Source organism: Bradyrhizobium sp. S3.2.6 (assembly GCF_040546885.1).
Taxonomy (GTDB): domain Bacteria; phylum Pseudomonadota; class Alphaproteobacteria; order Rhizobiales; family Xanthobacteraceae; genus Bradyrhizobium; species Bradyrhizobium cytisi.
The window spans coordinates 56,784-83,171 of record NZ_JBEPOS010000007.1; the positions used below are offsets into that span (position 1 = coordinate 56,784).

The 26,388-nt window shown below is 64.4% G+C and carries 23 protein-coding genes and 1 riboswitch; of the genes, 13 read left to right on the forward strand and 10 right to left on the reverse strand.

Going from position 1 to position 26,388, the window contains the following annotated elements; genetic code table 11:
- Positions 1 to 19 precede the first annotated feature (19 nt).
- From gcvP to gcvT, 3 genes are all read right to left on the reverse strand, one after another.
- The gene (gene gcvP, locus ABID58_RS15445) at positions 20 to 2,899 is read right to left on the reverse strand and encodes an aminomethyl-transferring glycine dehydrogenase (protein WP_354033387.1); all 2,880 of its coding nucleotides are present in this window, start codon (positions 2,897 to 2,899) and stop codon (positions 20 to 22) included.
- 164 nt (positions 2,900 to 3,063) lie between these two features.
- The gene (gene gcvH / locus ABID58_RS15450; RefSeq protein WP_354033259.1) at positions 3,064 to 3,432 is read right to left on the reverse strand and encodes a glycine cleavage system protein GcvH; all 369 of its coding nucleotides are present in this window, start codon (positions 3,430 to 3,432) and stop codon (positions 3,064 to 3,066) included.
- A 13-nt stretch (positions 3,433 to 3,445) separates the two neighbouring features.
- Positions 3,446 to 4,594: a glycine cleavage system aminomethyltransferase GcvT gene (gene gcvT, locus ABID58_RS15455; RefSeq protein ID WP_354033260.1), complete on the reverse strand. Its 1,149-nt coding sequence runs from the start codon at positions 4,592 to 4,594 to the stop codon at positions 3,446 to 3,448.
- Positions 4,595 to 4,740: 146 nt separating this feature from the next.
- Positions 4,741 to 4,831, reverse strand: a riboswitch (glycine riboswitch).
- A gap of 244 nt (positions 4,832 to 5,075) precedes the next feature.
- On the opposite strand from gcvT, the gene alaS reads away from it, so the two are divergent.
- Positions 5,076 to 7,757: an alanine--tRNA ligase gene (gene alaS, locus ABID58_RS15460; RefSeq protein WP_354033261.1), complete on the forward strand. Its 2,682-nt coding sequence runs from the start codon at positions 5,076 to 5,078 to the stop codon at positions 7,755 to 7,757.
- 34 nt (positions 7,758 to 7,791) lie between these two features.
- On the opposite strand, the gene ABID58_RS15465 is transcribed toward alaS, so the two are convergent.
- Together ABID58_RS15465 and ABID58_RS15470 are read right to left on the reverse strand one after the other, a co-directional pair.
- On the reverse strand, positions 7,792 to 8,292 hold the full coding sequence (locus tag ABID58_RS15465; RefSeq protein ID WP_148751446.1) for a DUF3455 domain-containing protein: 501 nt from the start codon (positions 8,290 to 8,292) through the stop codon (positions 7,792 to 7,794).
- 156 nt (positions 8,293 to 8,448) lie between these two features.
- Entirely contained in the window at positions 8,449 to 9,663 is a 1,215-nt protein-coding gene (locus ABID58_RS15470) for an NADP-dependent isocitrate dehydrogenase (RefSeq protein WP_148751447.1), read from the reverse strand.
- A 342-nt stretch (positions 9,664 to 10,005) separates the two neighbouring features.
- On the opposite strand from ABID58_RS15470, the gene ABID58_RS15475 reads away from it, so the two are divergent.
- The 3 genes from ABID58_RS15475 to ABID58_RS15485 all read left to right on the forward strand — a co-directional run bounded on the left by ABID58_RS15475 (position 10,006) and on the right by ABID58_RS15485 (position 12,269).
- Positions 10,006 to 11,214 (forward strand): TrmJ/YjtD family RNA methyltransferase, encoded by a 1,209-nt coding sequence (locus ABID58_RS15475; RefSeq protein WP_148751448.1) that lies wholly within the window; start codon positions 10,006 to 10,008, stop codon positions 11,212 to 11,214.
- Between the two features lie 455 nt (positions 11,215 to 11,669).
- Positions 11,670 to 11,978: a 1-deoxy-D-xylulose-5-phosphate synthase gene (locus tag ABID58_RS15480; RefSeq protein ID WP_246229882.1), complete on the forward strand. Its 309-nt coding sequence runs from the start codon at positions 11,670 to 11,672 to the stop codon at positions 11,976 to 11,978.
- Positions 11,979 to 12,269, forward strand: a complete 291-nt coding sequence (locus ABID58_RS15485) for a DUF7684 family protein (RefSeq protein ID WP_148751450.1) — start codon at positions 11,979 to 11,981, stop codon at positions 12,267 to 12,269. It begins immediately after the preceding gene.
- Between the two features lie 105 nt (positions 12,270 to 12,374).
- On the opposite strand, the gene ABID58_RS15490 is transcribed toward ABID58_RS15485, so the two are convergent.
- Entirely contained in the window at positions 12,375 to 13,037 is a 663-nt protein-coding gene (locus ABID58_RS15490; RefSeq protein WP_354033262.1) for a TetR/AcrR family transcriptional regulator, read from the reverse strand.
- A 246-nt stretch (positions 13,038 to 13,283) separates the two neighbouring features.
- Between ABID58_RS15490 and ABID58_RS15495 the strand changes: the two genes are divergently transcribed.
- From ABID58_RS15495 to ABID58_RS15505, 3 genes are read left to right on the forward strand one after another with little or no spacing between them, the layout of a single operon-like run.
- Positions 13,284 to 13,826, forward strand: a complete 543-nt coding sequence (locus ABID58_RS15495; protein WP_148751452.1) for an OsmC family protein — start codon at positions 13,284 to 13,286, stop codon at positions 13,824 to 13,826.
- A 36-nt stretch (positions 13,827 to 13,862) separates the two neighbouring features.
- Positions 13,863 to 14,996: an acyl-CoA dehydrogenase family protein gene (locus ABID58_RS15500; protein WP_187434863.1), complete on the forward strand. Its 1,134-nt coding sequence runs from the start codon at positions 13,863 to 13,865 to the stop codon at positions 14,994 to 14,996.
- Between the two features lie 50 nt (positions 14,997 to 15,046).
- A complete protein-coding gene (locus ABID58_RS15505) occupies positions 15,047 to 15,925 on the forward strand; it encodes a sulfurtransferase (RefSeq protein ID WP_148751454.1) in 879 nt (292 codons plus the stop codon).
- A 270-nt stretch (positions 15,926 to 16,195) separates the two neighbouring features.
- On the opposite strand, the gene ABID58_RS15510 is transcribed toward ABID58_RS15505, so the two are convergent.
- Positions 16,196 to 18,130 carry a sigma 54-interacting transcriptional regulator gene (locus tag ABID58_RS15510; protein WP_354033263.1) on the reverse strand — a complete coding sequence of 645 codons (1,935 nt, stop codon included), beginning with the start codon at positions 18,128 to 18,130 and terminating at the stop codon, positions 16,196 to 16,198.
- 159 nt (positions 18,131 to 18,289) lie between these two features.
- Here ABID58_RS15510 and ABID58_RS15515 point away from each other — a divergent pair, with 159 nt between their 5' ends.
- The 4 genes from ABID58_RS15515 (at position 18,290) to cynS (ending at position 22,079) form a co-directional block, all read left to right on the forward strand.
- Entirely contained in the window at positions 18,290 to 19,672 is a 1,383-nt protein-coding gene (locus tag ABID58_RS15515; RefSeq protein ID WP_354033264.1) for a CmpA/NrtA family ABC transporter substrate-binding protein, read from the forward strand.
- 142 nt (positions 19,673 to 19,814) lie between these two features.
- On the forward strand, positions 19,815 to 20,657 hold the full coding sequence (ntrB, locus tag ABID58_RS15520) for a nitrate ABC transporter permease (protein WP_148751457.1): 843 nt from the start codon (positions 19,815 to 19,817) through the stop codon (positions 20,655 to 20,657).
- A 4-nt stretch (positions 20,658 to 20,661) separates the two neighbouring features.
- Positions 20,662 to 21,582 (forward strand): ABC transporter ATP-binding protein, encoded by a 921-nt coding sequence (locus tag ABID58_RS15525; RefSeq protein WP_354033265.1) that lies wholly within the window; start codon positions 20,662 to 20,664, stop codon positions 21,580 to 21,582.
- Between the two features lie 14 nt (positions 21,583 to 21,596).
- Positions 21,597 to 22,079: a cyanase gene (cynS, locus tag ABID58_RS15530; RefSeq protein ID WP_148751459.1), complete on the forward strand. Its 483-nt coding sequence runs from the start codon at positions 21,597 to 21,599 to the stop codon at positions 22,077 to 22,079.
- A 66-nt stretch (positions 22,080 to 22,145) separates the two neighbouring features.
- Here cynS and purB read toward each other — a convergent pair whose 3' ends face one another.
- Together purB and ABID58_RS15540 are read right to left on the reverse strand one after the other, a co-directional pair.
- Positions 22,146 to 23,597: an adenylosuccinate lyase gene (gene purB, locus ABID58_RS15535; protein WP_502916410.1), complete on the reverse strand. Its 1,452-nt coding sequence runs from the start codon at positions 23,595 to 23,597 to the stop codon at positions 22,146 to 22,148.
- Positions 23,598 to 23,682: 85 nt separating this feature from the next.
- On the reverse strand, positions 23,683 to 24,006 hold the full coding sequence (locus tag ABID58_RS15540; protein WP_354033266.1) for a DUF1476 domain-containing protein: 324 nt from the start codon (positions 24,004 to 24,006) through the stop codon (positions 23,683 to 23,685).
- A 320-nt stretch (positions 24,007 to 24,326) separates the two neighbouring features.
- Between ABID58_RS15540 and purC the strand changes: the two genes are divergently transcribed.
- Together purC and purS are read left to right on the forward strand one after the other, a co-directional pair.
- Positions 24,327 to 25,094, forward strand: coding sequence for a phosphoribosylaminoimidazolesuccinocarboxamide synthase (purC, locus tag ABID58_RS15545; protein WP_172782948.1), 768 nt, complete (start codon positions 24,327 to 24,329; stop codon positions 25,092 to 25,094).
- Positions 25,095 to 25,107: 13 nt separating this feature from the next.
- Positions 25,108 to 25,347, forward strand: coding sequence for a phosphoribosylformylglycinamidine synthase subunit PurS (gene purS, locus ABID58_RS15550; RefSeq protein ID WP_148773046.1), 240 nt, complete (start codon positions 25,108 to 25,110; stop codon positions 25,345 to 25,347).
- Between the two features lie 14 nt (positions 25,348 to 25,361).
- On the opposite strand, the gene corA is transcribed toward purS, so the two are convergent.
- Positions 25,362 to 26,378: a magnesium/cobalt transporter CorA gene (gene corA, locus ABID58_RS15555; RefSeq protein WP_148751462.1), complete on the reverse strand. Its 1,017-nt coding sequence runs from the start codon at positions 26,376 to 26,378 to the stop codon at positions 25,362 to 25,364.
- Positions 26,379 to 26,388 lie beyond the last annotated feature (10 nt).

The window sequence follows — 26,388 nt, forward strand, 5'->3', positions numbered from 1 at the left end:
ACGAAACCTCCGTCGAGCCTTACTCCGCGGCTTCCGCGTAATCGCTCACCGGCGGGCAGGAGCACACCAGATTGCGGTCGCCATAGACGTTGTCGACGCGTCCCACCGGGCTCCAGTACTTGTCGGTGCGCGAGGAGCCCGCGGGGAAGCAGCCCTCGGCGCGGGTGTAGGCGCGCTTCCAGTCGTCATCGGCGATGTCGTGCACGGTGTGCGGGGCATGGCGCAACGGCGAGGCCTCGATCTTGAAGCGGCCGGCCTCGACTTCGGCGATTTCCTTGCGGATCGCGATCATGGCATCGCAAAAGCGATCGAGCTCCGCCTTGGATTCCGACTCGGTCGGCTCGATCATCAGCGTACCCGGGACTGGAAAGCTCATGGTGGGCGCATGGAAGCCGTAGTCGATCAGGCGCTTTGCGATGTCATCGACGGTGACGCCGGACGTCGTCTTCAGCGGACGGGGATCGACGATGCACTCATGGGCGACGCGGCCCTTCTCGTTCTTGTAGAGCACCGGGAAATGCGCATCGAGGCGTGCTGCGATGTAATTGGCATTGAGGATCGCGATCTCGGTCGCGCGCTTCAATCCTTCACCGCCCATCATCAGGATGTAGATGTAGGAGATGGTGAGGATCGACGCCGAGCCGAACGGCGCGGCCGAGACCGGGCCGACCGGAGCATCCGCGCTCGTCGCGGGATGGCGATTTTCAGGATGACTTGGCAGGAACGGCGCGAGATGCGCCTTGACGCCGATCGGGCCCATGCCCGGGCCGCCGCCGCCATGCGGGATGCAGAAGGTCTTGTGCAGATTGAGATGGCTGACATCGGCGCCGTAATCGCCGGGCCTGCTAAGGCCGACCTGCGCGTTGAGGTTGGCGCCGTCGAGATAGACCTGGCCGCCATGGCCATGCACGATGTCGCAGATCTCGCGAATGTGCTGCTCGAACACGCCATGCGTCGAGGGATAGGTGATCATGACCGCGGCAAGGTCGTTCGAATGTTTCTCCGCCTTGGCGCGGAGATCATTGACGTCGACGTCGCCGTTAGCCTCGCAGGCCACCACCACCACGTCCATGCCGACCATCGCGGCCGAGGCCGGGTTGGTGCCGTGGGCGGAGGAGGGGATCAGGCAGATCTTGCGATGCGCCTCGCCGCGAGCGGCGTGATAGCCGCGGATCGCGAGCAGGCCGGCATATTCGCCCTGCGCGCCCGAGTTCGGCTGCAGCGATATCGCGTCATAGCCGGTGATGTCGCACAGCCACTTTTCCAGCCGCGCGAACAGCGCGTGATAGCCCTTGGCCTGCTCGCGCGGGGCGAACGGGTGCAAGGAGGCGAATTCCGGCCAGGTCAGCGGCATCATCTCGGTGGTCGCATTCAGCTTCATGGTGCAGGATCCGAGCGGAATCATCGCGCGGTCGAGCGCGAGGTCGCGATCGCTGAGCTTGCGCATGTAGCGCAGCATCTCGGTCTCCGAGCGATGCGCATGGAACACGGGATGGGTGAGGAAGGCGGTGTTGCGCTTCAGCGCCTCCGGCAGCGCCTCGCGCGTGGTCGCGTCGATCTCGGCGTAGGACAGCTGGCCGCCGAACGCGCGCCAGACCGCTTCGACGGTGGCGGGCGTGGTGGTCTCGTCGAGTGCGATGCGGAGCGCGCTTTCACCGACGCCGAGATTGATCTTCTCCGCGGTCGCGCGCGCGATGACCTCGGCGCGCTTGGCGCCGGCATCGACGCTGAGCGTGTCGAAGAAGGCTTCGCTGGTCAGAGCAAAGCCGAGCTTGCGCAAGCCGGTGGCGAGCACGGCGGCACGGCGATGCACATTGCGCGCGATCTGCGCGAGGCCCTCGGGGCCGTGATAGACCGCATACATCGCGGCGATCACGGCGAGCAGCACCTGCGCGGTGCAGATGTTGGAGGTCGCCTTCTCGCGGCGGATGTGCTGCTCGCGGGTCTGCAGCGCAAGACGATAGGCAGGCATCCCGCGCGAGTCGACGGAGAGGCCGACGATGCGGCCGGGCAGCGAGCGCTTCAGCGCATCGCGCACCGCCATATAGGCCGCGTGCGGGCCACCATAGCCCATCGGCACGCCAAAGCGCTGCGCCGAGCCGATCGCGATGTCGGCCCCTAACTCGCCGGGCGAGGCAAGCAGCGTCAGCGCCAGCAGATCGGCGGCAACGATTGCGAGCGCGCCCTTGGCCTTCAGCGCCGCGATCGCGGGCCGGAGGTCGCGCACCGCGCCGGACGATCCCGGATATTGCAGCAGCGCACCGAGCACGTCACACTTCGCGAGATCGGTGAGGGGATCGCCGACCACCAGCGACCAGCCGAGCGGCTCGGCGCGGGTGCGCATCACCGCGAGTGTCTGCGGATGCACATCCTTGTCGACGAAGAAGGCTTTCGCCTCGACCCGCGAATGCCGTTCCGCAAGCGCCATGGCTTCGGCCGCGGCGGTCGCCTCGTCGAGCAGCGAGGCGTTGGCGACGTCGAGCCCGGTGAGGTCGCAGATCATGGTCTGGAAGTTGAACAGCGCCTCCAGCCGGCCCTGGCTGATCTCGGGCTGGTAGGGCGTGTACGCCGTGTACCAGGCGGGATTTTCGAGGATGTTGCGCTGGATCACCGCAGGCAAAATCGTGCCGGAATAGCCTTGGCCGATCAGCGAGGTGAAGACCTGGTTCTGACGCGCGAGCTCGGCCATGTGCGCGATCGCCTCGGTCTCGCTCAAAGGCTTGCCGAGATCGAGCGGGGCGGCCTGCCGGATCGAGGCCGGCAGCGTCTCCGCCATCAGTGCGTCGACGCTCTTTGCGCTGACGGTCTCGAGCATTGCGCTGACATCGCGCGCCGACGGGCCGATGTGGCGGCGAACGAAACTGGCGGTGTCGCCATTGGATTTGCGGTGCGCGGTCATCATGGGTCCTCGCTTTAGATTATCTGTCGTCGGCGTCATGCCCCGCGAAGGCGGGGCATCCAGTACACGCAGGCGTCACGGCTTGAGCAGAGGAGCCGCGGCGTACTGGATCGTCCGCCTCCGCGGACGATGACACCGAATATGAGGTCAAAGTTCTCGTCATCTCACGCCGTATGTGCCTTGTAGGCGGCTTCATCCATGAGGCCGCCGAGCTCGCTCTTGTCGGCAATCTTGATCTTGAAGAACCAGGCTTTGCCTTGCGCATCCGAATTGACCAGCGCCGGCTCGCTCGCGAGATCGGGGTTGGTCTCCAGCACCTCGCCGGTCACAGGCGCGTAGACGTCGGAGGCGGCCTTCACCGATTCCACGACGGCTGCGGCTTCGGCCTTCTTGAGGACGCGGCCGAGCTTGGGCAGCTCGACGAACACGACGTCGCCGAGCTGCGACTGCGCGTAATCGGTGATGCCGACAGTGGCGACATCGCCCTCGATCGCGAGCCATTCGTGGTCGGTGGTGTACAGTGTCGTAGTCATTTTCTTAAAGTCCTCAGCGTTTGTAGGTGTTTTTCACGAAGGGCATGGCGGCGACGGTGAGCGGCAGACTTTGCGCGCGCACCTCGGCAAAGAGTTTTGTGCCGAGCGCGCTCAGGCTTGTGGGCACATAGCCCATCGCGACTGGCGCATTCAGGCTCGGGCCGAAACCGCCCGAGGTGACCTTTCCGATCGGCTCGCCGCCAGCGCTATCGGCAAACAGCAGCGCGCCTTCGCGCACCGGCGCGCGGCCCTCAGTGCGCAGGCCGACGCGGCGGCGGGATGCGCCGTGATCGAAATGAGCGAGGATCTTTTCGGCTCCGGGAAAACCGCCGGCGCGGGCGCCGCCGCTGCGGCGGCTTTTCTGCACCGACCATTCCAGCGCGGCCTCGACCGGCGTGGTCGCAGTGTCGATGTCGTGGCCGTAGAGGCAGAGGCCGGCTTCCAGCCGCAGGCTGTCGCGGGCCCCTAAGCCGATCGGCATCACGTCAGGATTTTCCAGCAGCGTCCTGGCCAGGCGCTCGGCATCCGCAGCGGGCACCGAAATTTCAAAACCGTCCTCGCCGGTGTAGCCGGAACGCGAGACAAAGCAGGCAAGCCCGGCGACCTGATGCGGGCCGGCGTCCATGAACTTCATGGCGGGCGCCTCTGCACACAATTTCGCCAGTGCAGCCTCGGCCTTCGGGCCCTGTAAGGCGATCAGCGCGCGATCGGCGAGCGAATCGATGACGCAGGCGTCGGAGAGATTGGCGCGCAGGTGCGCCTCGTCCTCGGCCTTGCAGGCGGCGTTGACGACCAGGAACAAATGATCGTCGAAATTGGCGACCATCAGGTCATCGAGAATGCCGCCATCCGCATTGGTGAACTGGGCGTAGCGCTGCCGCCCCTGTGCAACCGCGACGATATCCTGCGGCACCAGCCGCTCCAGCGCGCGGGCGGCGTCCTCGACCTTGCCCGACTTCGGCCGGAGCGCGATCTGGCCCATATGGGAGACGTCGAACAGGCCGGCCTGGTTGCGGGTCTGGAGGTGCTCTTTCAGGACGCCCGCGGGGTACTGCACGGGCATGTCATAGCCCGCGAACGGCACCATCTTGCCGCCGAGCGACACATGGAGGTCGTAGAGGGGGGTACGTCTCAGGGAGTCTCGGTCGTCGCGCACTGACATCACAGGGGCCCTCGGCGGTTCCCCGGGGACGATTCCCCTGAGGACACCAATCGAAGCCCCATCTGTCGCTGTGCCTGAGAGTATTATCCCGTCGGCGGACGCAGTCCGGGCCTTAAGCCCGTCGGCGCCTCTTTCCAGATGTCGTCAAAGCCACGCGGTCCTTTTGCCTGAGAGTTTCCGGGGCGGTTGCTCCTTCGGCGCCGGCTACCCAAAGCCGGTCTCTCCCGACGTGGCCGTACGATACAGATGGGTACAGACCACAGCCCGGCCAAGCCTGTCAACGCGCCCTTTGCGGCTTTCCAACGGGATTGCAACGGGATCGCAACGGGATTGCGCGACTGCGGCAACCCTCTGATCTCTCTGCACAGTTTCTGGACAGCGAAGCTGGCCTTGTCTAAAAGCGCTTTGGCCCGCAGATATCAGCCGAATCCCAGGTTTGGACGGCAAGGAAGCGGGTCCAAGCACACCCGATTGGATGAACATGAGCGGCGTCAACGAGATCAGGTCGACCTTTCTGAACTTCTTTGCCGAGAACGGCCACGAGATCGTGTCGTCCTCGCCATTGGTGCCGCGCAACGACCCGACGTTGATGTTCACCAATGCCGGCATGGTGCAGTTCAAGAACGTTTTTACAGGTGTCGAGAAGCGGCCGTATCAGCGCGCCACCACTTCGCAGAAATGCGTGCGCGCCGGCGGCAAGCACAACGACCTCGACAATGTCGGCTACACCGCGCGCCATCTCACCTTCTTCGAGATGCTCGGCAACTTCTCGTTCGGCGACTACTTCAAGGAGCGCGCGATCGAGCTGGCCTGGAAGCTCATCACGAAGGAGTTTGGGCTGAACAAGGACAAGCTGCTCGTCACCGTCTACCACACCGACGACGAGGCGCACGGGCTCTGGAAGAAGATCGCCGGCTTCTCCGACGACCGTATCATCCGCATCCCGACCTCGGACAATTTCTGGGCAATGGGCGACACCGGCCCGTGCGGCCCGTGCTCGGAGATCTTCATCGATCGCGGCGACCACATCTGGGGCGGCCCTCCGGGCTCTCCGGAGGAGGACGGCGATCGCTTCCTCGAATTCTGGAATCTCGTCTTCATGGAATACGAGCAGGTGACGAAGGAGGAGCGCGTGGATCTGCCGCGTCCCTCGATCGACACCGGCATGGGCCTGGAGCGCATGGCCAGCATCATGCAGGGCGTCGACAGCGTGTTCGAGACCGACCTGTTCCGTCACCTGATCGATGCGACGTCGTCCGCGCTGGGCCACGGGCCGAACGAGCAGACGGTGGCCTCGTTCCGCGTCATCGCCGACCATCTGCGCTCGTCCGCCTTCCTCGTCGCGGATGGCGTGCTGCCCTCCAACGAGGGCCGCGGCTATGTGCTGCGCCGGATCATGCGCCGGGCGATGCGCCATGCGCAGCTTTTGGGCGCGAAAGAGCCGCTGATGCATCGCCTGGTCTGGGCGCTGGTTCGCGAGATGGGCCAGGCCTATCCCGACCTGATGCGCGCGGAGAATCTGATCGAGGAAACGCTGCGGCTGGAAGAGACCCGCTTCCGCAAGACGCTGGTGCGCGGCCTCGCCATCCTCGACGAGAAGAGCGCGTCCTTGAAGCAGGGCGACATGTTCGACGGCGACGTCGCCTTCACGCTGTACGACACCTACGGCTTCCCGCTGGACCTGACGCAGGACGCGCTGAAGTCGCGCGGCATCGGCGTCGACCAGTCCGCCTTCACCGACGCGATGGAGCGCCAGAAGGCCAAGGCGCGCGAGTCCTGGAAGGGGTCCGGCGAGGCGGCTTCCGAAGCGATCTGGTTCCCGCTGCGCGAAAAACTCGGGGCCACCGAATTTCTGGGCTACGAGACCGAGAGCGCCGAAGGCGTGGTGTCCGCGCTGGTGAAGGACGGCCGAGAGGTCGCGAGCCTCAAGGCCGGCGACACCGGCGCGCTGCTGCTCAACCAGACGCCGTTCTATGCGGAGTCCGGCGGCCAGGTCGGCGACACCGGCGTGCTGACCGGCGAGGGCGGCATCAAGTTCCGCGTCACCGACACGCAGAAGAAGCTCGGCGATTTCTTCGTTCACGTCGGCATCTTGGAGAGCGGCGAGCTGAAGGTCGGCACTGCGCTGCAGCTCGAGGTCGATCACGGCCGTCGCTCGTCGATCCGCGCGCATCACTCGGCGACGCATCTCATTCACGAGGCGCTGCGCCAGGTGCTCGGTGATCACATCGCCCAGCGCGGCTCGATGGTCGCGCCGGATCGTTTGCGTTTCGACTTCGTGCATCCGAAGCCGATCACGCCGGAGGAACTCGCCCGCGTCGAGGACATCGCCAACGACGTGGTGCTGGAGAACGACGAGGTCACCACCCGCGTCATGGGCGTCGATGAAGCGCGCGAGGCCGGGGCGCGCGCGCTGTTCGGCGAGAAATATGGCGACGAGGTTCGCGTCGTCTCGATGGGCCGGACCGCGCGCGAGCGCGGCACCAATGCGCTCGGCTGGTCGGTCGAACTCTGCGGCGGCACGCATGTGCGGCGCACCGGCGATATCGGACTGATCACGCTGACCGGCGAGAGCGCGGTGGCCTCGGGCGTGCGCCGCATCGAGGCTTTAACCGGCAACTACGCGCGAAAACACGCCAACGAGACCATGGCGCTGGCGAAGGCTGCGGCCAACGAGCTGCGCACCTCGATCGACGACGTCCCGGCGCGGATCACCGCGCTGATGGAGGAGCGCAAGAAGCTCGAGCGCGAGCTCTCCGACGCCCGCAAGAAGCTTGCGATGGGCGGCGGCGCCTCCGCCGGCGGCAATGGCGCAGCCAGCGGCGTGCGCGAGGTCGGCAACGTCAAGCTGATGGCGCGAGCGGTCGAGGGCATCGAGATGAAGGATCTCAAGAGCCTTGCGGACGACGGCAAGAAGCAGATCGGCTCCGGCGTGGTCGCCATCGTCGGCGTCACCGAGGACGGCAAGGCGGGCGTCGTGGTCGGTGTCACCGCCGACCTGACCGCGCGCTTCAACGCCGTGAACCTGGTGCGCGTTGCATCCGAGGCGCTGGGCGGCAAGGGCGGCGGCGGCCGGCCCGACATGGCGCAGGCCGGCGGCCCCGACGGGGCCAATGCGGCCGCGGCGTTGTCGGCGATCGAAAAAGCGATGGCGGACGCTTAAGATGGCGGGCGCGTAAAGCGCCGCGCCTCGCTCCTCAGCCCTTCTTCAGGAAGACGTACTCGGCCGAATAGGGCGCGCTCCTGAACTCGCCGGCCTTGTCGCATGCGCCGTCGAGCTTGCCGCCGTGGGTGTTGATGCGCTGGACCGTGGTGACCGGCGTCAGCACGCCGCTGCCGCGGCGGGCGGTGACGTCCAGCTTCAGCCAGGGGATATCGGCAGCCGTGGCACCCGGCGCATTGCCGGTGGCCTTGCCTCCGACGGCGCTGCTGTCGGCAAGCTCCCAGTTCGGGCCGGCATAGTGACGGCCGATGGTCTTGCCGTCGGCGAAGAGCGTCGCGATCGGCTCGCGGAAAGCCCAAGCGAGCTTGCCGTCGGTGCCGGCCTTGCACTCATAGACCTGCGCGCCCTCGGCATGGACGCTGAGCACGACGCTCTCGCCGGGCGCGGCGATGGCGTCGGGGAGGGCATCGGCGGCGAACGCGGACGCGCTGGTCAGCGCGAGGATCGCAAGCACAACGCTCTTGAGTGTCGGCATGATGTTTCCGCAGGCAAAAGTCTCGTCATTGCGAGGAGCCCTTGCGACGAAATTGCGAAGCAATTTTGCGCTGGTGCGACGAAGCAATCCAGTCTGCCTCCATGGAAGGATTCTGGATTGCTTCGCTGCGCTCGCAATGACGGTGTGGTTGGCAGCTTACGCCGCCAGCGCCTTCCCGAGGTTCTCCGCGACCTTGTCGAGGAAGCCGGTGGTCGAGAGCCAGCGCTGGTCGGCACCGACCAGGAGCGCGAGGTCCTTGGTCATGTAGCCTTCCTCGACGGTGTCGACGCAGACCTTCTCCAAGGTGTTCGCGAACTTGGCGAGCTCGGCATTGTTGTCGAGCTTGGCGCGGTGCGACAGGCCGCGGGTCCAGGCGAAGATCGACGCGATCGAGTTGGTCGAGGTCTCCTTGCCCTTCTGGTGCTCGCGGTAGTGGCGGGTCACCGTGCCGTGGGCGGCTTCGGCTTCGACCGTCTTGCCATCGGGGGTGAGCAGCACCGAGGTCATCAGGCCGAGCGAGCCGTAGCCCTGCGCGACCGTGTCGGACTGCACGTCGCCGTCGTAGTTCTTGCAGGCCCAGACATAGCCGCCTGACCATTTCAGCGCCGAGGCGACCATGTCGTCGATCAGGCGGTGCTCGTAGGTCAGGCCCTTGGCCTCGAATTCCTTTTTGAACTCGCGGTCGTAGATGTCCTGGAAGATGTCCTTGAAGCGGCCGTCATAGACCTTGAGAATCGTGTTCTTGGTCGAGAGGTAGACCGGGTAGTTGCGCAGCAGGCCGTAGTTCAGCGAGGCGCGGGCGAAGTCGATGATGGAATCGTCGAGATTGTACATCTCCATGGCGACGCCGGCGCCGGGCGCCTTGAACACCTCCTTCTCGATCACGGTGCCGTCCTCGCCGACGAACTTCATCGACAGGGTGCCCTTGCCCGGGAACTTGATGTCGGTGGCGCGGTACTGGTCGCCATAGGCGTGGCGGCCGATGATGATCGGCTTGGTCCAGCCGGGAACCAGGCGCGGCACGTTCTTGCAGATGATCGGCTCGCGGAAGATCACGCCGCCGAGGATGTTGCGGATGGTGCCGTTCGGCGACTTCCACATCTGCTTGAGGTTGAACTCCTTCACCCGGGCCTCGTCCGGGGTGATGGTGGCGCACTTGACGCCGACGCCGACCTTCTTGATCGCCTCGGCAGCGTCGATGGTCACCTGATCGTTGGTGTGGTCGCGGTATTCCATGCCCAGGTCGAAATACTGCAGCTCGACATCCAGGAACGGGGTGATCAGCTTGTCCTTGATGTACTGCCAGATGATCCGGGTCATCTCGTCGCCATCGAGCTCGACGACGGGATTGGATACCTTGATTTTTGCCATGATCGGGGAAGCCCTCTTGGGAACGGCGCCGCTGGCGCCGACGTGAATATCCGCCGCCTCTTAGCACCGGACCGCGGCGGGCGAAAGCCAAGTGATTATGCAGTTTTAGCTCATCCAGTTTCCACGGATGGGGGGCGAGCCGCCCGCCGCCGGCCGCGGGCGAGCTGAAGTTTCGGGCGAGATTCAAAAGTCGAATCCAACCCGTTATTTCCCCTTGAGAATTCTGTCAGGACAGGCAAACGACAGGCGGACGAGGCCGTGCCGGTCGGCGGCCGGCCTTGAATCTATTCCTGAAGAACGTCTCTCCAAGGCCTTGGAGAGACAATGTGAAAGCGAAACGAGATGTCGGGCACTGACAAGACCAAGGCGGGCCTCGCCCTCGACGGTCCCATCGTGATCCTGGTCGAGCCGCAGCTTGGCGAAAACATCGGCATGGCCGCGCGCGCCATGGGCAATTTCGCGCTGAGCGCTTTACGTATCGTCAACCCCCGCGACGGCTGGCCCAACATCGCGGCCCAGCGGGCCGCCGCCGGCGCCGACTACATTCTGGAAAAGGTCGAATTGTTCGAGACCGTCGGCGAGGCCGTCGCCGATCTCGACCTGCTGTTCGCCACGAGCGCGCGTCCCCATGACCAGGCCAAGCCGGTGGTGGGGCCGGAAGCCGCAGCTAGCGAGATCTCGGGGCACGTCGCCACCGGGGGCAAGGCCGGCATCCTGTTCGGCCGGGAGCGCTGGGGCCTGACCAACGAGGAGGTCGGGCTCGCCAACCGCATCATCACCTTCCCGGTCAATCCGGGCTTCGCCTCGCTCAACCTCGCCCAGGCCGTGCTGCTGGTCGGCTACGAATGGTTCAAGCGGGCGACATCCGGCGAGCTGCCGCACGCCATGCCGGAGCGCTCCGAGCGCGCCTCGCAGCACCAGATGCAGGCCTTCTTCGACAACCTCATCCGCGAGCTCGACCGGGTCGAGTTTTTGCGACCCGCCGAGAAGCGCGACACCATGCTGGTCAATTTGCGCAACATCTTCACCCGCATGGAGCCGACCAAGCAGGACATGCACACCCTCCATGGGGTGGTGATGGCGATCGCCGAAGGTCGCAAGGGTCCAGCCAAGGGCGGCGTGCTCGACGGCGAGCAGGCCACGCGCCTGCGCGCGCTGCTGGCCGAGCACGGGCAAGGCGGCGGCGTTCCCGACAGCGGCTCGACGGTGCGCGGCCTCGCGCGCCTGCTCCGCCGCAACCCGACCGATGCCGAGCGCCTGCTCTGGCAGGCCCTGACCCGCGATCGCCGCTTCGCCGGAGGGTTCAAGCGCCAGACCCCGGTCGGCCGCCACATCCCGGACTTCGTCTCGTTCCCGCACCGGATCGCGATCGAGCTGGTCAACCCGGGCGAAGGCGAGACCATCGCGGCGGATCGCGCCTCGCGGCGGGCGTGGCTGGAGGCGCGCGATTATCGCGTGCTGGAGATCCGGGCCGCTGATGTGGAGCGGGATCTCGAGGCGGAGCTGGTGCGGCTCGAGAGCATGATCGCTGAAGGATCGAGCGCCTCGTAGGTGGTAGCCTAGGCTTTGTCCGCTCTACCCCCCTCGGGAGGCAGGGCTATCGCATATGAAGAAAAACGTGGCTGGAAACTCGCCTGCGGCCATCCTTCGAGACGCCCGCCTGCGGCGGGCCCTCAGGATGAGGTCGCGTTTTGCGGCGCGATATCTGACCCTCATGGTGAGGAGCCCGCCAAAGCGGGCGTCTCGAACCATGCAGGCCGAGCTCGTGCGGCAGCCTCCCGCTGTCATATGCGATAGCTTTGCCTCGGAAGGGGAGAGGGACGACTTGCATTGCAGGGCCTGCGAGAGATCAACAACTGACATGAATGCGGTTACGGTTGCTTAACTGACAAAGCTCTTCGAGTTGTATTCGCGCTCGACAATTATTATTGATTGTCCGTTGGGCAGCTGATTTGTCTCTCGTATGCCTCCGCACGCTAGGTCCAAGGATGCCGAAAACACGCATCATGTACATCGAGGATAAATCTAGTTCGCTGAATGGACTGGCACGGATCGGCCGCGTCACATTCTCGAAGACGGGCAAGTCTATCAGCTATGGAGGACGCACTTTCCAAAGCCTGAAAGGTAGCGGCTTCAAGGCAAACTACTTTGACGTTGAAACCGGAGAGAGGTTTTGGATTTCAGGTCCGCGAAAAGACGGCAAGGATCGCCTCGATCCTGAAAGCTCCGCGCCAATCGAAATCGACCCCGACGTTGCCGAAGAATACTGGCGCCAAATCAGGGGAGAGCGATTTCACCACGCCGCCGAGAATTAGATGAGCTATGCGTCAAGGGTCATTCTCCAACTGCCAATATCGAACGAAGACCTATTGGATGCCTTCGTCGAGCAGTGCCTTTGCGACAACGTCGCTCTTATCGCAGTCGCTGGAGAAGGCGCGGCGCGGATAGAGAACATCATCGATGAACTCGTGGTAGGCGACGGGTCGGATGACACGCGCTTTGTTACGACCACCTCTCACGCGAATGAGACGGTGGAAGAGGTTTTGGAGTTCGCCGGTTGCTGGCCTGACGAGCGAAACCAGCCCGTTCAAATAGTAAGTTTATAGCCTTGTAGGGTGGGCAAAGCGAAGCGTGCCCACCAATCCTCGACCGATCAACCGAGGCAGAAATGGTGGGCACGGCGCTTTGCGCCTTTGCCCACCCTACGAAGATCACACCGCCTCTAACTGATCCGCCGCGCGCTTCTTCTTCGGTTTCGACTGGCCGAGCAGGGGGCCGGCAGTCAGCGCTGCCGTGTCGGCGACGCCGGAATCGCGCGAGATCATCGCTGCGACAATGGCGCCATCGATCAAGAGCCCGAGCTGATGCGCCAGCACGGTTGGCTCGCTCGAGCCGAGCTCGCCGGCGAGCTTCTCGATATGGCCGAGCACGATCTTCTTGTGCTTCATCGCGATGTTGCGGAATTGCTTGGCGTCCTTGTCGTGCTCGCCGACGGCGTTGATGAAGGGGCAGCCGTAGAAGCGCTCTTCCGCGAACCAGCTCTTCAGCGCCGGGAAGATGCGCGTCAGTTTCGCCCGCGCGTCGCCGCCGCCTTCTTCCATGGCGCCGATGAACCATTCGCGCCACTGCTTGCCTTCGCTCTCCAGCACCGCGTTGACGAGATTGGTTTTCGAGCCGAACAGCTTGTAGAGCGTGGTCTTCGCCGTGCCGGCTTCCTCGATGATCGCATCGATGCCGGTGGCGTTGATTCCGTTCTTGCAGAACAGATGCGTCGCGGCGCTGAGCAGCCGCCCGCGCGCTGATTCGTCTTCGCCCGCGCCGGCGTGAGGCGAGGTCTTCTTCGAGGACGTCTTGTTGAGTAAGGACTTGGCCATGAGTCCAAACTTACCTGCAGCGACGCCGCGTCAGCAAGGCGCATCTGTTCCGCGCTGAAAAGATTCGCACGGGAAAGCTCATCTGCATCGCCTTTAAGCAAAGGGCGGCTGATCAATCCACGGGCAGCGTCGGCTAAGCGGCTCCAATGCTTCGCGTTTCGGTTTGGCCCAGCTGTGGCACGCTCCGTGCAAGGAAACAGACCGTTCGGTATCCTGCCGATTTCCACTTCTGCCAGGGAGAAGATGATGACTGCCGTCGTTCAGAAGACAGTGCTGACGGGGTGCCTCGCGCCCATCGACAAGAATGGCCTCGAGCAATTGATTGCGAGCGGCAAGGCCAATCCAAAGGTCGTCAAGACCTTGAAGTGCAAGACGGTCGCGGAAGGAAAATTCCGCCACGCCAACTATATCCGCAATCTGCCGCCCTATATCGTCGACGAGCCGCCGGGCCTTTTGGGTGACGACACCGCGCCCAATCCGTCGGAAGCCTCGCTCGCCGCGCTCGGCTCCTGCCTCGCTGTCGGCCTGCACGCCAATGCCGTGCATCGTGGCTGGATCGTCAACAAGCTCGAGCTCGAGCTCGAGGGCGACCTCAATATCACCGCAGTGTGGGGCACCGGCGATGTCTCCGACAAGCCAGTCGGCTTCACTGATGTCCGCGTCAAGGTCGACATGGAGTGCGAGGGCATCGCGCAGGAGGAGATCAACGCCCTGGTGGCCCATGTGAAGCAATGGTCCCCGGTCGCCAACACCTTCACCCGCCCGGTCAATCTCGAGGTCGGTCTTTAGCTGACGGCAACAGGACATCAGGTGCGGGAGACGATCATGGGTTCACTGGCACTATCGCGGGTCGAAGCTTCAGATCAGCCCGCACCGTCCATTGCGGGAGAGGTGGCGCGGATTGCGCGGGAGCAGCTCGCCCCGCTCGCCATGGGTATCGACGACGGTTCGGTCTATCCGGCCGACGTGATGCGCAAATTCGGCGAGGTCGGCGCGTGGGGCAGTCACATGCCCCCCGAGGGACCTGCGGACTTGCGCTGCGCGATCCAGGCGATGGCGGCGATCGGCGAGGTCTGCGGTGCCACGGCGTTCATGGCCTGGTGCCAGAACACGCTGGTCTGGTACGCCGGCAACTCGACCAATCTGAAGCTGGCAAAACGTTTTGGCGACGGCTTCTCCACCGGCCGCGTGCTCGGCGGCACCGGACTGTCCAATCCGATGAAGAGCTTTTTCGGCATCGAGAGATTGAAGCTGAAAGGGCGCAAGGTCGATGGCGGCTATATCGTGCGCGGCGCGCTGCCTTGGGTCTCCAATCTCGGCCCCGATCATTATTTCGGGACCATCTTCGAGCGCGAGGGCGAGCCGGGCATCGCAAGTGGCGAGCCGGGCCAGGTGATGTTTTTGGCGGACTGCTCCGATCCTGCGATCACGCTGACGCCGTGCAAGCCGTTTCTCGCGATGGACGGCACCGGCACCTATGGCGTGCAGTTCCGCGACGTCTTCGTGCCGGACGAGCTGATCCTCGCCGATCCCGCCGCGCCTTTCGTGAAGAAGATCCGCGCCGGCTTCATTTTGCTCCAGGCCGGCATGGCGCTCGGCCTCATCAGGGACTGCATCAAGATCATGGACGAGGTCGGTGGCCCGCTCGGCCACATCAACCGCTATCTGCCGCAACAGCCGGTGCAGTTCGGCGAGCTCGCCGCCGAGCTCGAGGCGGAGACCATGGCGCTGGCGCGCGATCCCTACAACGAGGAGGAGACCTACTGGCGCAAGGTGATCGCGCTGCGCTTGCGCGCGGGCGACGCCAGTGTCGCGGCTGCGCATGCCGCGATGCTGCATTGTGGCGCGCGCGGCTACCTCAAGAGCCACCGCGCGCAGCGGCGCCTGCGCGAGGCCTATTTCGTCGCGATCGTCACGCCTGCCACCAAGCAGCTGCGCAAGATGCTCGCCGATTCCTGAGTCTCACGAGTCCACCCCCACGTCCACTGAACCTCAACGGAGAGGCTACCATGACTGACGTTCTGATGAGTGCCGTCGAACTTGCCGATCTCTTGAAGCTAGAGCCGTGTGTCATCGTCGACACGCGCAATCCCGACGCCTATGCCGCCGGGCATCTTCCCAACGCCGTCAATGTACATGAGATCTTCACGTTTCTTGCGACCTCGACCCCTGAAGGCATGGCCGAGCTGAAGACGAAATTCGCCGACGCCTTCGGAGCTGCCGGTTTGTCCGGCAAAGAGACGGCGGTCATCTACGAGCAGTCGATGAACTCCGGCTTCGGCCAGTCCTGTCGCGGCTATTATCTTCTCACCATGCTCGGCTATCCCAAGGTGAAGGTGCTGCATGGCGGCTTCGACGCGTGGTCGGCCGCGGGCTTCCCAGTGACGAAGGATGTGCCGACGCCGGCGAAAGCCTCGTTCTCGATCGTACCGGAAGCCGGCGAGATCCTGATCGACGCGAAGACCATGCTTGGCGCCGTCGGGAAGCCCGGCATCGCCATCCTGGACGTGCGTGACGTCGACGAGTGGATCGGCGACAGCTCCTCGCCCTACGGCAAGGATTTCTGCCCGCGCAAGGGCCGCATTCCCGGCGCTGTCTGGCTGGAATGGTACCGCATGATGAAGCCGACCGCCGAGGGACCGCGCTTCAAGTCCAAGGACGAGATTCTGGCGGAATGCGCCACCGTCGGCATCGCGCAGACGACGCCGGTCTATCTCTATTGCTTCAAGGGCGCCCGCGCCTCGAACACGTTCCTGGCGCTCAAGAACGCCGGCGTGAAGGACGTACGGATGTATTTCGGCTCCTGGAACGAATGGTCGCGCGATCCGTCGCTGCCGATCGAGCAGGGCCTGCCGATTGCAGCGGAGGTCACGACCAAGGCGGCGTGAGCGTGTGCCTGCTGCGCGCTCGGTCCCCTTCTCCCCTTGTGTGAGAAGGTGGCGCGGAGCGCCGGATGAGGGGTCTCTTTCCGCGATTCCGATTGGCGTCGGACTCGCGGAGACAGACCCCTCACCCAAGTGAGCCTGGGTCTGCCAGCGTCGCTGCCCTCTCCCACAAGGGGCGAGGGCGCATCAACGTGCATCTCCACACTCAGTACCGTTTCTCCCATAAGGAGAGGTGAACCTCGACGCATCGTCCGGCTCCAGTCTCACCATTCTCTAGCCGTTCAAGCCCGCACGCGGACGAGGCGCAATTCCCAGCGCCTTGATCCGCGAGGCCAGCGTGGTCGGCTTGAGGTCGAGCAGCTCGGCCGCGCCGCCGAAGCCGAAGACTTTTCCGGCGCAGGCTTCGAGCGCGGCGAGGATATTGGTGCGCTCGTGGTCGCGCATCTCCGAGGAGGTCATGACCGCCGGCCGGGCATCGGTCTTCTGGCGCGCCGCACCGGGCGTGGGCGGTGCGCCGGAAGGATCGGGCAGGTCGATGCGCAGGCGTCCGTTCTGCGACAGGATCGCGGCGCGCTCGATCACGTTCTGCAATTCGCGGACGTTGCCGGGCCAGTCGTAGCGGGTCAGGCGCCTTGCATCGCCCTCCGACAAGCGCAAATTGGATTTCAGCGCCTTGCTCTCGCGCGTCAGGAAGTGCTGGGCGAGCAGGGGAATGTCCTCGCGCCGCTCGCGCAGCGGCACGGTCTCGATCGGGAATACGTTGAGGCGGAAATAGAGGTCCTCGCGGAAACGGCCGCGTTGCACCTCCTGCTTCAAGTCACGATTGGTCGCGGCGATCACGCGGACGTCGACCGCGCGCGTGCGTTCCTGGCCGACGCGCTCGAAATTGCCTTCCTGCAACACCCGCAGCAGCTTGCCTTGCAATTCGAGCGGGATCTCGCCGACCTCGTCGAGAAACAGCGTACCGCCATCGGCAAGCTCGAAGCGGCCGATGCGGTCGCGGGTTGCGCCGGTGAAGGCACCGCGGACGTGGCCGAAAAACTCGCTCTCGAACAATTCGCGCGGGATCGCGGCGCAGTTGACGCGGATCAGCGGCCGGTCGCTGCGGGTGGAATCCTCATGGATGGCGCGCGCGATCAGCTCCTTGCCGGTGCCGGATTCGCCGGTGATCATCACGGCAGCCGTGGTCGGCGCCACCAGCTTGACCTGGCGCAGCGTCTGCTGGACCACCTCGCTTCGACCGATGATGCCGCGGGGATTGGTCTCGATGCGGATTTCTTCCTGGAGATAGGCATTTTCCAGCTCGAGCCGCTCGCGCAGGCGATCGACCTCGGTGAGCGCGGCGTGCAGCTTCTCGTCGGCTTCGCGCCGCTGGCTGACGTCGCGAAATACCACGACAGCGCCGACCACCACGCCGCGGTCCCGGATCGGGGTCGAGGTGTATTCGACCCAGGCCGGCGAGCCGTCCTTGCGCCAGAACACCTCGCCGTCCACCTGGTGCACGGCGCCATCGCGGAACGCCGCGTAGATCGGGCAGTCATGGTTGTGATAGTGCCGGCCATCGTGGTGGGTATGGTGCACGATCGGGTGGATCTCCTTGCCGACCAGCTCGTCGGCGGTCCAGCCCAGCATCCGCTCGGCCGCCGGGTTGACGAAGGTGGTCTTGCCTTCGGCATTCACGCCATAGATGCCTTCGCCGGCGGCGCGCAGGATCAGCTGGTTCTCGCGCTCGATGTCCTGGAAGACGCGCTCGACCCGCTGCCAGCTCGCAATGCCGCTGCGCATGTGGTCTTCGGCGGCGGCGTCCACGTTGCGCCGCCGGCGCGCTTCGAGATCGTTGAGGGTGAACAGCAGCAGGATACGGTCATCATGGCTGACGAGGCAGCCGGAATATTCCAGCCGGAGCTCCTGACCGGTGGCGTGACGCGGGGTCAGTGCGGTGGTCCAGTACGCGCCCTTGTGCAGCACCGCCTGGGTGAACACGGTAAGCGCCGGAAGCTGGCCCGCATGTAGCGTGCTGGCCCGGGTTTGCCGCAGCAGAGCGCGGTCGTAGCCGAGCAGGGCGCAGGCGGCCGGATTGGCATCGATGATCTGGTCGCCATAGGGATCGACCAGCAGCGTTGCCTCGACGGACGATTCGAAGGCTGCGGCACGCAGATCGAGGTTTTGGGCCGCTTCGTCGCGGCCATGCGCTGGCGTCGTTGCCATTACGAAATCTCGTTATTTGATTACGAGTTTTCGTATATCACGAGTTTTCGTAGCGACCAACCGCGAGCGAAATCCCTGTGTCATCAAGGCGGTGGCCCGAACGATAGCGGTGGCACGCGCCTTGCGTAATTGATCCTGCAATGACGCGCAGGAGGTCCGATGTCCACTTTCGACAATCCGTTTGATCCCGATCGCAACCTCCGGGCCGGCTGTGCCTGTGGCCAGCACGGTTCGGCCGCCGAGCATGATCAGGCCTCGCTGGCGCTGCGCTGCGAGCCGACGGAGAGCGAGGAGAGACGTTACGAAGGCGTCGTCGCCTCCGCCGTGATGCGCGCGATGTTTCCGCAGGATGTGGCGCGGCGCGCCTTCCTGAAATCGGTCGGGGCCTCGACCGCACTTGCCGCGTTGTCGCAATTCTTCCCGCTGAAGACGGCGACCGAGGTCTTTGCGCAGGCCGGCACGCCCGAGAAGAAGGACCTCAAGGTCGGCTTCATCCCGATCACCTGTGCTACGCCGATCATCATGGCTGCTCCCCTTGGCTTCTATACCAAGCACGGCCTCAACGTCGATGTGGTCAAGACCGCCGGCTGGGCGGTGATCCGCGACAAGACCATCAACAAGGAATACGACGCCGCCCACATGCTGGCGCCGATGCCGCTCGCGATCTCGCTGGGCTTGGGTGCCAACGCCATTCCCTTCGCCGTCCCCGCGATCGAGAACATCAACGGGCAGGGCATCGTGCTGGCGACCAAGCACAAGGACAAGCGCGACCCGAAGGACTGGAAGGGCATGAAGTTCGCCATCCCCTTCGACTACTCCATGCACAATTACCTGCTGCGCTATTATCTCGCCGAGCATGGGCTCGACCCCGATACCGACGTGCAGCTGCGCTCGGTGCCGCCGCCGGAGATGGTCGCGAATTTGCGTGCCGACAATATCGACGGCTTCCTTGCGCCCGACAACGTCTGCCAACGCGCGATCTATGACGGCGTCGGCTTCATGCACCTGTTGTCGAAGGAGATATGGGACGGCCATCCCTGCTGCAGCTTCGCCGCCAGCCGCGAGTTCATCACGACGGCGCCGAACAGCTTTGCCGCGCTGACCCGCGCCATCGTCGATGCCACCGCCTACGCGTCGAAGGCGGAGAACCGCAAGCAGATCGCCGAAGCCATCGCGCCCGCCAACTACATCAACGCGCCGGTCACGGTGCTGGAGCAGGTCCTGACCGGCACCTATGCCGACGGCCTCGGTGGCGTGAAGACCGATGCCAAGCGCGTCGATTTCGATCCGTTCCCCTGGCAGTCATTTGCGGTGTGGATGCTGACGCAGATGAAGCGCTGGGGTCAGATCAAGGGCGATGTCGACTACAAGGCGGTCGCCGAGCAGGTGTATCTGGCCACCGACACCAAGAAGCTGATGACCGAGATGGGCCTCACGCCGCCCGCCGGCAGCTACAAATCGTTCGCGGTGATGGGCAAGACGTTCGATCCGGCCAAGCCGGAGGATTATGTCGCTAGCTTCAAGATCAGGAAGGCGTCGTGAGGGGCGTCGCTCTCGTGTCCCGGACGCGATGCAGCACACAGTGGTGCATCGCTGAGCCGGGACCCAGTGAAGCCGCATGGGTCTCGGTTCTGCGGCGCGTCACTTCGCGCCGCACCGCGCCCGGGGCACGGCGGAGTGCGAGATGACCACATCCTCCCTTCGCCTGCGCGCCGGCGTTGTCTCGATCGTGCTGCTCGCTGCGTTCCTCGGCATCTGGCATCTCGCCACGCGCTCGACCGGCACCACCGCAGCGATGAGCCCGGAATACGCCAAGCTGATGGGCCTGACCGCGACGCAGGGCAAATCCGCGATGCCCGGTCCAGTCGACGTTGGCGCCCAGCTCTGGGAGCATCTGAAGCGGCCGTTCTACGACAACGGGCCGAACGACAAGGGGCTCGGTATCCAGCTCGGCTATTCGATCGCGCGCGTCGGCACCGGCTATCTCCTGGCCGTGCTCGTCGCCATTCCGCTCGGCTTCCTCATCGGCATGTCGCCGCTGCTCAGCAAGGCGCTCGATCCCTTCATCCAGGTGTTGAAGCCGATCTCGCCGCTGGCCTGGATGCCGCTCGCGCTCTACACCATCAAGGATTCCTCGATCTCCGCGATCTTCGTGATCTTCATCTGCTCGATCTGGCCGATGCTGCTCAACACCGTGTTCGGCGTTGCGGGCGTGCGCAAGGAGTGGATCAACGTCGCGCGCACGTTGGAAGTCGGCACCTTCAGGCGCGCCTTCACCGTGATCCTGCCGGCGGCGGCACCGACGATCCTGACCGGCATGCGGATCTCGATCGGCATCGCCTGGCTCGTGATCGTCGCCGCCGAAATGCTCGTCGGCGGCACCGGCATCGGCTACTTCGTCTGGAACGAGTGGAACAACCTCTCGATCACCAACGTCATCATCGCGATCCTGCTGATCGGGATCATCGGCATGCTGCTCGACCAGATCCTCGCGCGCTTCACGCGCATGGTCACGTTTCCGGAGTAGGGCCGTGACCGACAAGTTCATCTCCATCGAAGGCATCGCCAAGCGCTATCCGGCCGCGGGTGGGGCTACGACCACCGTGTTCGAAAACCTCTGGCTGTCGATGCCGCGCGGCGAGTTCGCTTGCGTGATCGGCCATTCCGGCTGCGGCAAGACCACAGTACTCAACGTCCTCGCCGGCCTCGATGCGCCGAGCGAAGGCGCCGTCATCGTCGACGGCCAGGCGATTTCGGGCACCAGCCTCGACCGCGCCGTGATCTTCCAGAGCCATGCGCTACTGCCCTGGCGCACCGTGCTCGGCAACGTCGCCTATGCCGTGAGCTCGAAATGGCGGCGCTGGGATCGCGCTAGGGTCAAGGCGCATGCGCAGACCTTCATCGATCTGGTCGGCCTGACCGGCTCCGAGCACAAGCGTCCTTCGGAGCTATCAGGCGGCATGAAGCAGCGCGTCGGCATCGCGCGTGCGCTGTCGATCACGCCGAAGATGATGCTGATGGACGAGCCGTTCTCGGCGCTCGACGCGCTGACGCGCGGAACGCTCCAGGACGAGGTGCGGCGGATTTGCCTGGAGACCGGGCAGACCGCGTTCATGATCACCCATGACGTCGACGAGGCGATCTATCTCGCCGACAAGATCTTCCTGATGACCAACGGTCCGGGCGCGGTGCTGGCGGAAGTGGTCGAAAACCCCTTGCCGAAGGATCGCGGCCGCACCGACCTCCACCGCCATCCGCTCTACTATGCGCTGCGCAACCACATCATCGACTTCCTGGTGACGCGCAGCAGGACCTTTACGACCGAGAAGCCCGATCACGATCCGCGCAACGTGCCGGTGGTGCAGATCGGCAAGCCCGGACTGACGATCGCGGCGAGCGATGAGCAACAACAGACACGGACCCCCGGGACCAGTCCCGGATTAACCGCCTAAAAAGGAGACCTGACATGAAACGCGAAGACCTCACCGAAAAGCTGCTCGACATCAAGCGCGAGAAGGGCTGGAGCTGGAAATACATCTGCGAGAAGATCGGCGGCTATTCCGAGGTGCTGATAACAGGCGCGATCCTCGGCCAGATGAAATTGACAAAGCCGCAAGCTGCGAACGCCGCTGAACTGTTCGGCCTGTCGAAGTCCGAGACCACCATGCTCAACGAGACGCCTATGCGCGGCATGCCGATGCCGCCGACCGATCCCTTGATCTATCGTTTCTACGAACTGGTCATGGTGAACGGGCCGGCGTGGAAGGCGCTGATCGAGGAGGAGTACGGCGACGGCATCATGTCGGCAATCGACTTCGACATGGTGATGGAGCGCCTGCCGAACCCGAAGGGCGACCGCGTCAAGATCACGATGTCGGGCAAGTTCCTGCCGTACAAATACTACGGCGCCAGCGGCAATGTGCCGGAATATGGCTTCAAGGAGGAATAGAGGGCGAATGGCGAATTGCGAGTAGCGAATGGAATCTTCCACTCGCTATTCGCCACTCACCATTCGCTACAAGATCGCGCCCGGCGTGTACTTGGCCGCTTCAGGCTTTGCCTTCGCCAGCGCATCAACCTGCTCGGCGAAGTAGTCGACCTGGGCGCCGGCATCGCCGGAATTGGCGCGGCCGTGATCGAGCACGCGCTGCAGCTCGGCTTCGCTCAAGCCGAGGCGCTGATCGGCGGCAAGGCGCTGCAGCAGGTCGTTCTGCACGATCGTGCCGGTGCGCAGGTCGCGGATGGCGGCGACCGCGTGCTCCTTGATCGCCTCGTGTGCGCCTTCGCGGCCGGCCCCCTTCTTCACCGCTTCCATCATGACCGTGGTGGTCAGCAGGAAGGGCAGGTAGCGGTTGAGCTCGGTCGCGACGACGGCGTCGAACACTTCCATCTGGTCGAGCACGGAGAGCAGGGTCTCGAGCAGGCCGTCCATGGCGAGGAAGGCGTCGGGAAGCATCACGCGGCGGACGACCGAGCAGGAGACGTCGCCCTCGTTCCATTGATCGCCGGCGAGGCCGGCGGCCATGGCGAGATAGCCCTTCAGCACGACATGCAGGCCGTTGATGCGCTCGCAGGAGCGGCTGTTCATCTTGTGCGGCATCGCGGACGAGCCGACCTGGCCTTTGGCAAAACCTTCGCTGGCGAGCTCATGGCCCGCCATGAGGCGAATGGTCTTGGCGAAATTGCCGGGACCGCTGGCGAGCTCGACGAGCACGCTGACCGCGCGAAAGTCGAGGCTGCGCGGATAAACCTGGCCGACCGCATCAAAGCTCCTGGGCAGGCCGAGGTGCTTGAGGATTTGCTGCTCGAGCGCGCGGGCCTTGCCGGCATCGCCGTTGAATAGCGTGATCTGGTCGAGCCGGGTGCCGACCGCGCCCTTCAGGCCGCGCGCGGGATAGGTGTCGAGCACGTTGACCAGGCTCTGATGCCCAATCAGCATCTCCTCGCCGAACATCGCGATGCGCTTGCCGAGCGTCGTGACCTGCGCGGCCACGTTGTGCGTGCGCGCCGTGAACGGCATGTCGCGCAATTGCTTGGCATGCCCGGCAAAGCGAATGAGCGCGGCGATGCTCTTGGTCTCGATGAGCTGCAGCCCGCGGTAGACCTGCAACTGTTCCACGTTCTCGGTGAGGTCGCGGCTGGTCATGCCCTTGTGCAGGTGCTCATGACCGGCCAGTTCGCAGAACTCCTCGATCCGCGCCTTCACGTCGTGGCGGGTGATGCGCTCGCGCCGCATGATAGAGGCCAGGTCGACCTGGTCCTTGACGCGCTCGTAAGCCTCGATCACGCCATCGGGCACGGGAATGCCGAGATCGCGCTGGCCTTTCAGCACGGCGATCCAGTAGTCGCGTTCGAGGCGAACCTTGCCTTCGCCGCTCCAGATGGCGCGCATCGTGGGCGAGGCATAGCGTTGGGCGAGGACGTTGGAGATGTGATCTTGGGCGTGATCCTGGGACATGCCGCTCATTTGGCATTGCCCGGGGCTCGCCGCAAGCTGTTATGGAGCGAGCGGCGAACGGGGCTTACCTCGCCATTCGCCGCTCCCAGCGGGCCTATCTTCCAGCCTTCACCTCGGCGGCCGCGACCGCAATCAGCTCACTCATCTTGGCGCGAATCGCCTGCTCGGTGACGGCGACGTTCCCGGCGGCGAAATCGGCCATGACCTTGCGCAGGACGTCGCCGTCGCCGGCCTCCTCGAAATCGGCCGCGACCACCTCCTTGGCATAGGCGGTAGCGGCTTCGCCTGATATTCCGAGCTTTTCGGCCGCCCACAGCCCCAGCAGCCGGTTACGGCGGGCTTCCGCCCTGAATTTCTGCTCCTCGTCGAGGGCAAACTTCTTCTCAAAGCCTTCCTCGCGCTTGTTGAATTCGCTCATGCGTCTTCCAATTCCTTAAGCTCGCCGGACGAGGCGCCCTCGTTGCGAGGGGCCCTGCGCATGCCTACATAGGGGGCAGGAATCGGTGAAACAACGAGCCGTAAAGCCGCAGGCAAGGTGGTATAAGTCAGCGTCGGACGGGCCGGATCGATTGTGCTGGGACAGCCAATCGGATAGGTTGCCTAAAGGCTTGGTTCCCGTTCTGTTTCCAAGGATTCGGATGGGGTTCCAGGCCGTTCACGGCAGCTCCGCTGTGGGTCGTAACCTGGTAACCGGAGCACACCAAACACATGGATTTCAACAAAACACGGTACATCCCAATGAGCCGTCGGCGTCGCATTTATGAAGGCAAGGCAAAGGTTCTCTATGAAGGTCCGGAGCCTGGTACCCTGATCCAGCACTTCAAGGATGACGCCACCGCGTTCAATGCGAAGAAGCATCAGGTGATCGAGGGCAAGGGTGTCCTCAACAACCGGATCTCGGAGTACCTGTTTCAGCACCTCAACGACATCGGGGTGCCGACCCACTTCATCCGTCGGCTCAACATGCGCGAGCAGTTGATTCGCGAGGTCGAGATCGTGCCGCTCGAGGTGGTGGTGCGGAACGTTGCCGCCGGCTCGCTGTCGCAGCGCCTCGGCATCGAGGAGGGCACCCAGCTGCCCCGTTCGATCATCGAATTCTATTACAAGAACGACCAGCTCAACGACCCCATGGTGTCGGAAGAGCACATCACTGCCTTCGGCTGGGCCACGCCGCAGGAGATCGACGACATCATGGCGCTCGCCATCCGCGTCAACGACTTCCTCACCGGCCTCTTCCTCGGCATCGGCATCCGCCTCGTCGACTTCAAGATGGAATGCGGCCGGTTGTTCGAGAACGAGATGATGCGCATCATCGTCGCCGACGAGATCTCGCCGGATAGCTGCCGTCTGTGGGACATCAAGTCGAACGAGAAGCTCGACAAGGATCGTTTCCGCAGGGATCTCGGCGGCCTGCTCGAGGCCTATACCGAGGTCGCCAAGCGCCTCGGCATCCTCATGGAGAACGAGCGTCCGCAGGGCACCGGTCCGGTGCTGGTGAAGAGCTGAAGAGGGTTTTGACGTGAAGGCACGTGTTACCGTTACCCTGAAGACCGGCATCCTCGATCCGCAGGGCAAGGCCATCGAAGGCGCGCTGAAGTCGCTCGGCGTCGACGGCGTCGCCAGCGTCCGGCAGGGCAAGGTGTTCGACATCGAGCTCGCCGGCGCCGACAAGGCCAAGGCGGAAGCCGCGCTGAAGGACGCTGCCGACAAGCTGCTCGCCAACACCGTGATCGAGAACTACCGGGTCGAGATCGTGTAACTCGTGCGGGCGCGTCACAGCCATCCGACGCGGCGGAAGCGCCAGTACAATCCGAGGCAGGCGAGCGCCATCAATCCCAACACGATGAAGTAGCCGTATTCCAGCTGTAGCTCCGGGATGTACTTGAAGTTCATCCCATAGATGCCGGCGACTGCGGTCGGGACGGCCAGGATCGCAAGCCAGGAGGCGAGCTTCTTCGACACCGCCGTCTCCTGCGCCTGGCCGACCAGCAGGCTCGCCTCAAAAGCGAAGGCCAGCACCTCGCGCATGGAATCGATGCGCTCCTGGATGTTGCGGACGTGGTCGGTGACGTCGCGGAACAGGGTCTGCATCGCCGGGCGCACCATCGACAGCTCGTCATGCTCCAGCCGGCGGCAGACTTCGACCAGGGGCCCGACGGCATTGCGCAGCCGCAACAGGTCGCGGCGCAGCATGTACAGCCGTTCGATCTGCGCCTTGGTGATCGCGTTCGAGAGCACGTAGTCCTCGATCTCCTCGACCTCCTCGTGAATGCTCTCGAGCACAGGGGAGTAGTTGTCGACGATGAAATCGAGGATCGCATAGAGGATATAGTCCTCGCCTCGCGCCAGCGCCCGCGGACAGCTCTCGCAGCGTTCGCGCACCGCCGTGTAGGAGGTCGAGGCGCCGTGACGGACCGTCACGAGATAACCGTCGCCGATGAAGATGTGGGTCTCGCCGAAGGCGATCCGGCCCTCGATCAATTGCGCCGTGCGCGCGACGATGAACAGGGCCTCGCCATATTGCTCGATCTTGGGCCGCTGATGGGCGTTGTTGGCGTCCTCGATGGCGAGCTCGTGCAGGTCGAATTGCTTCTGCACCGCGCCGAGCAGCGCCATGTCGGGCTCGTGCAGCCCGATCCAGACCACATGGCCGGGCTTGGCCCGCCAGCTCGACGCCTCGCTGATGGCGATGTTGGCGACGCGCCGGCCATCGACATAGGCGCCGGCGGCGACGACGCCCTCTGCGGAGACCGGTTCGGACTCGGATGTGGGCAGTGACGGGACATTCATGGCTTCAATC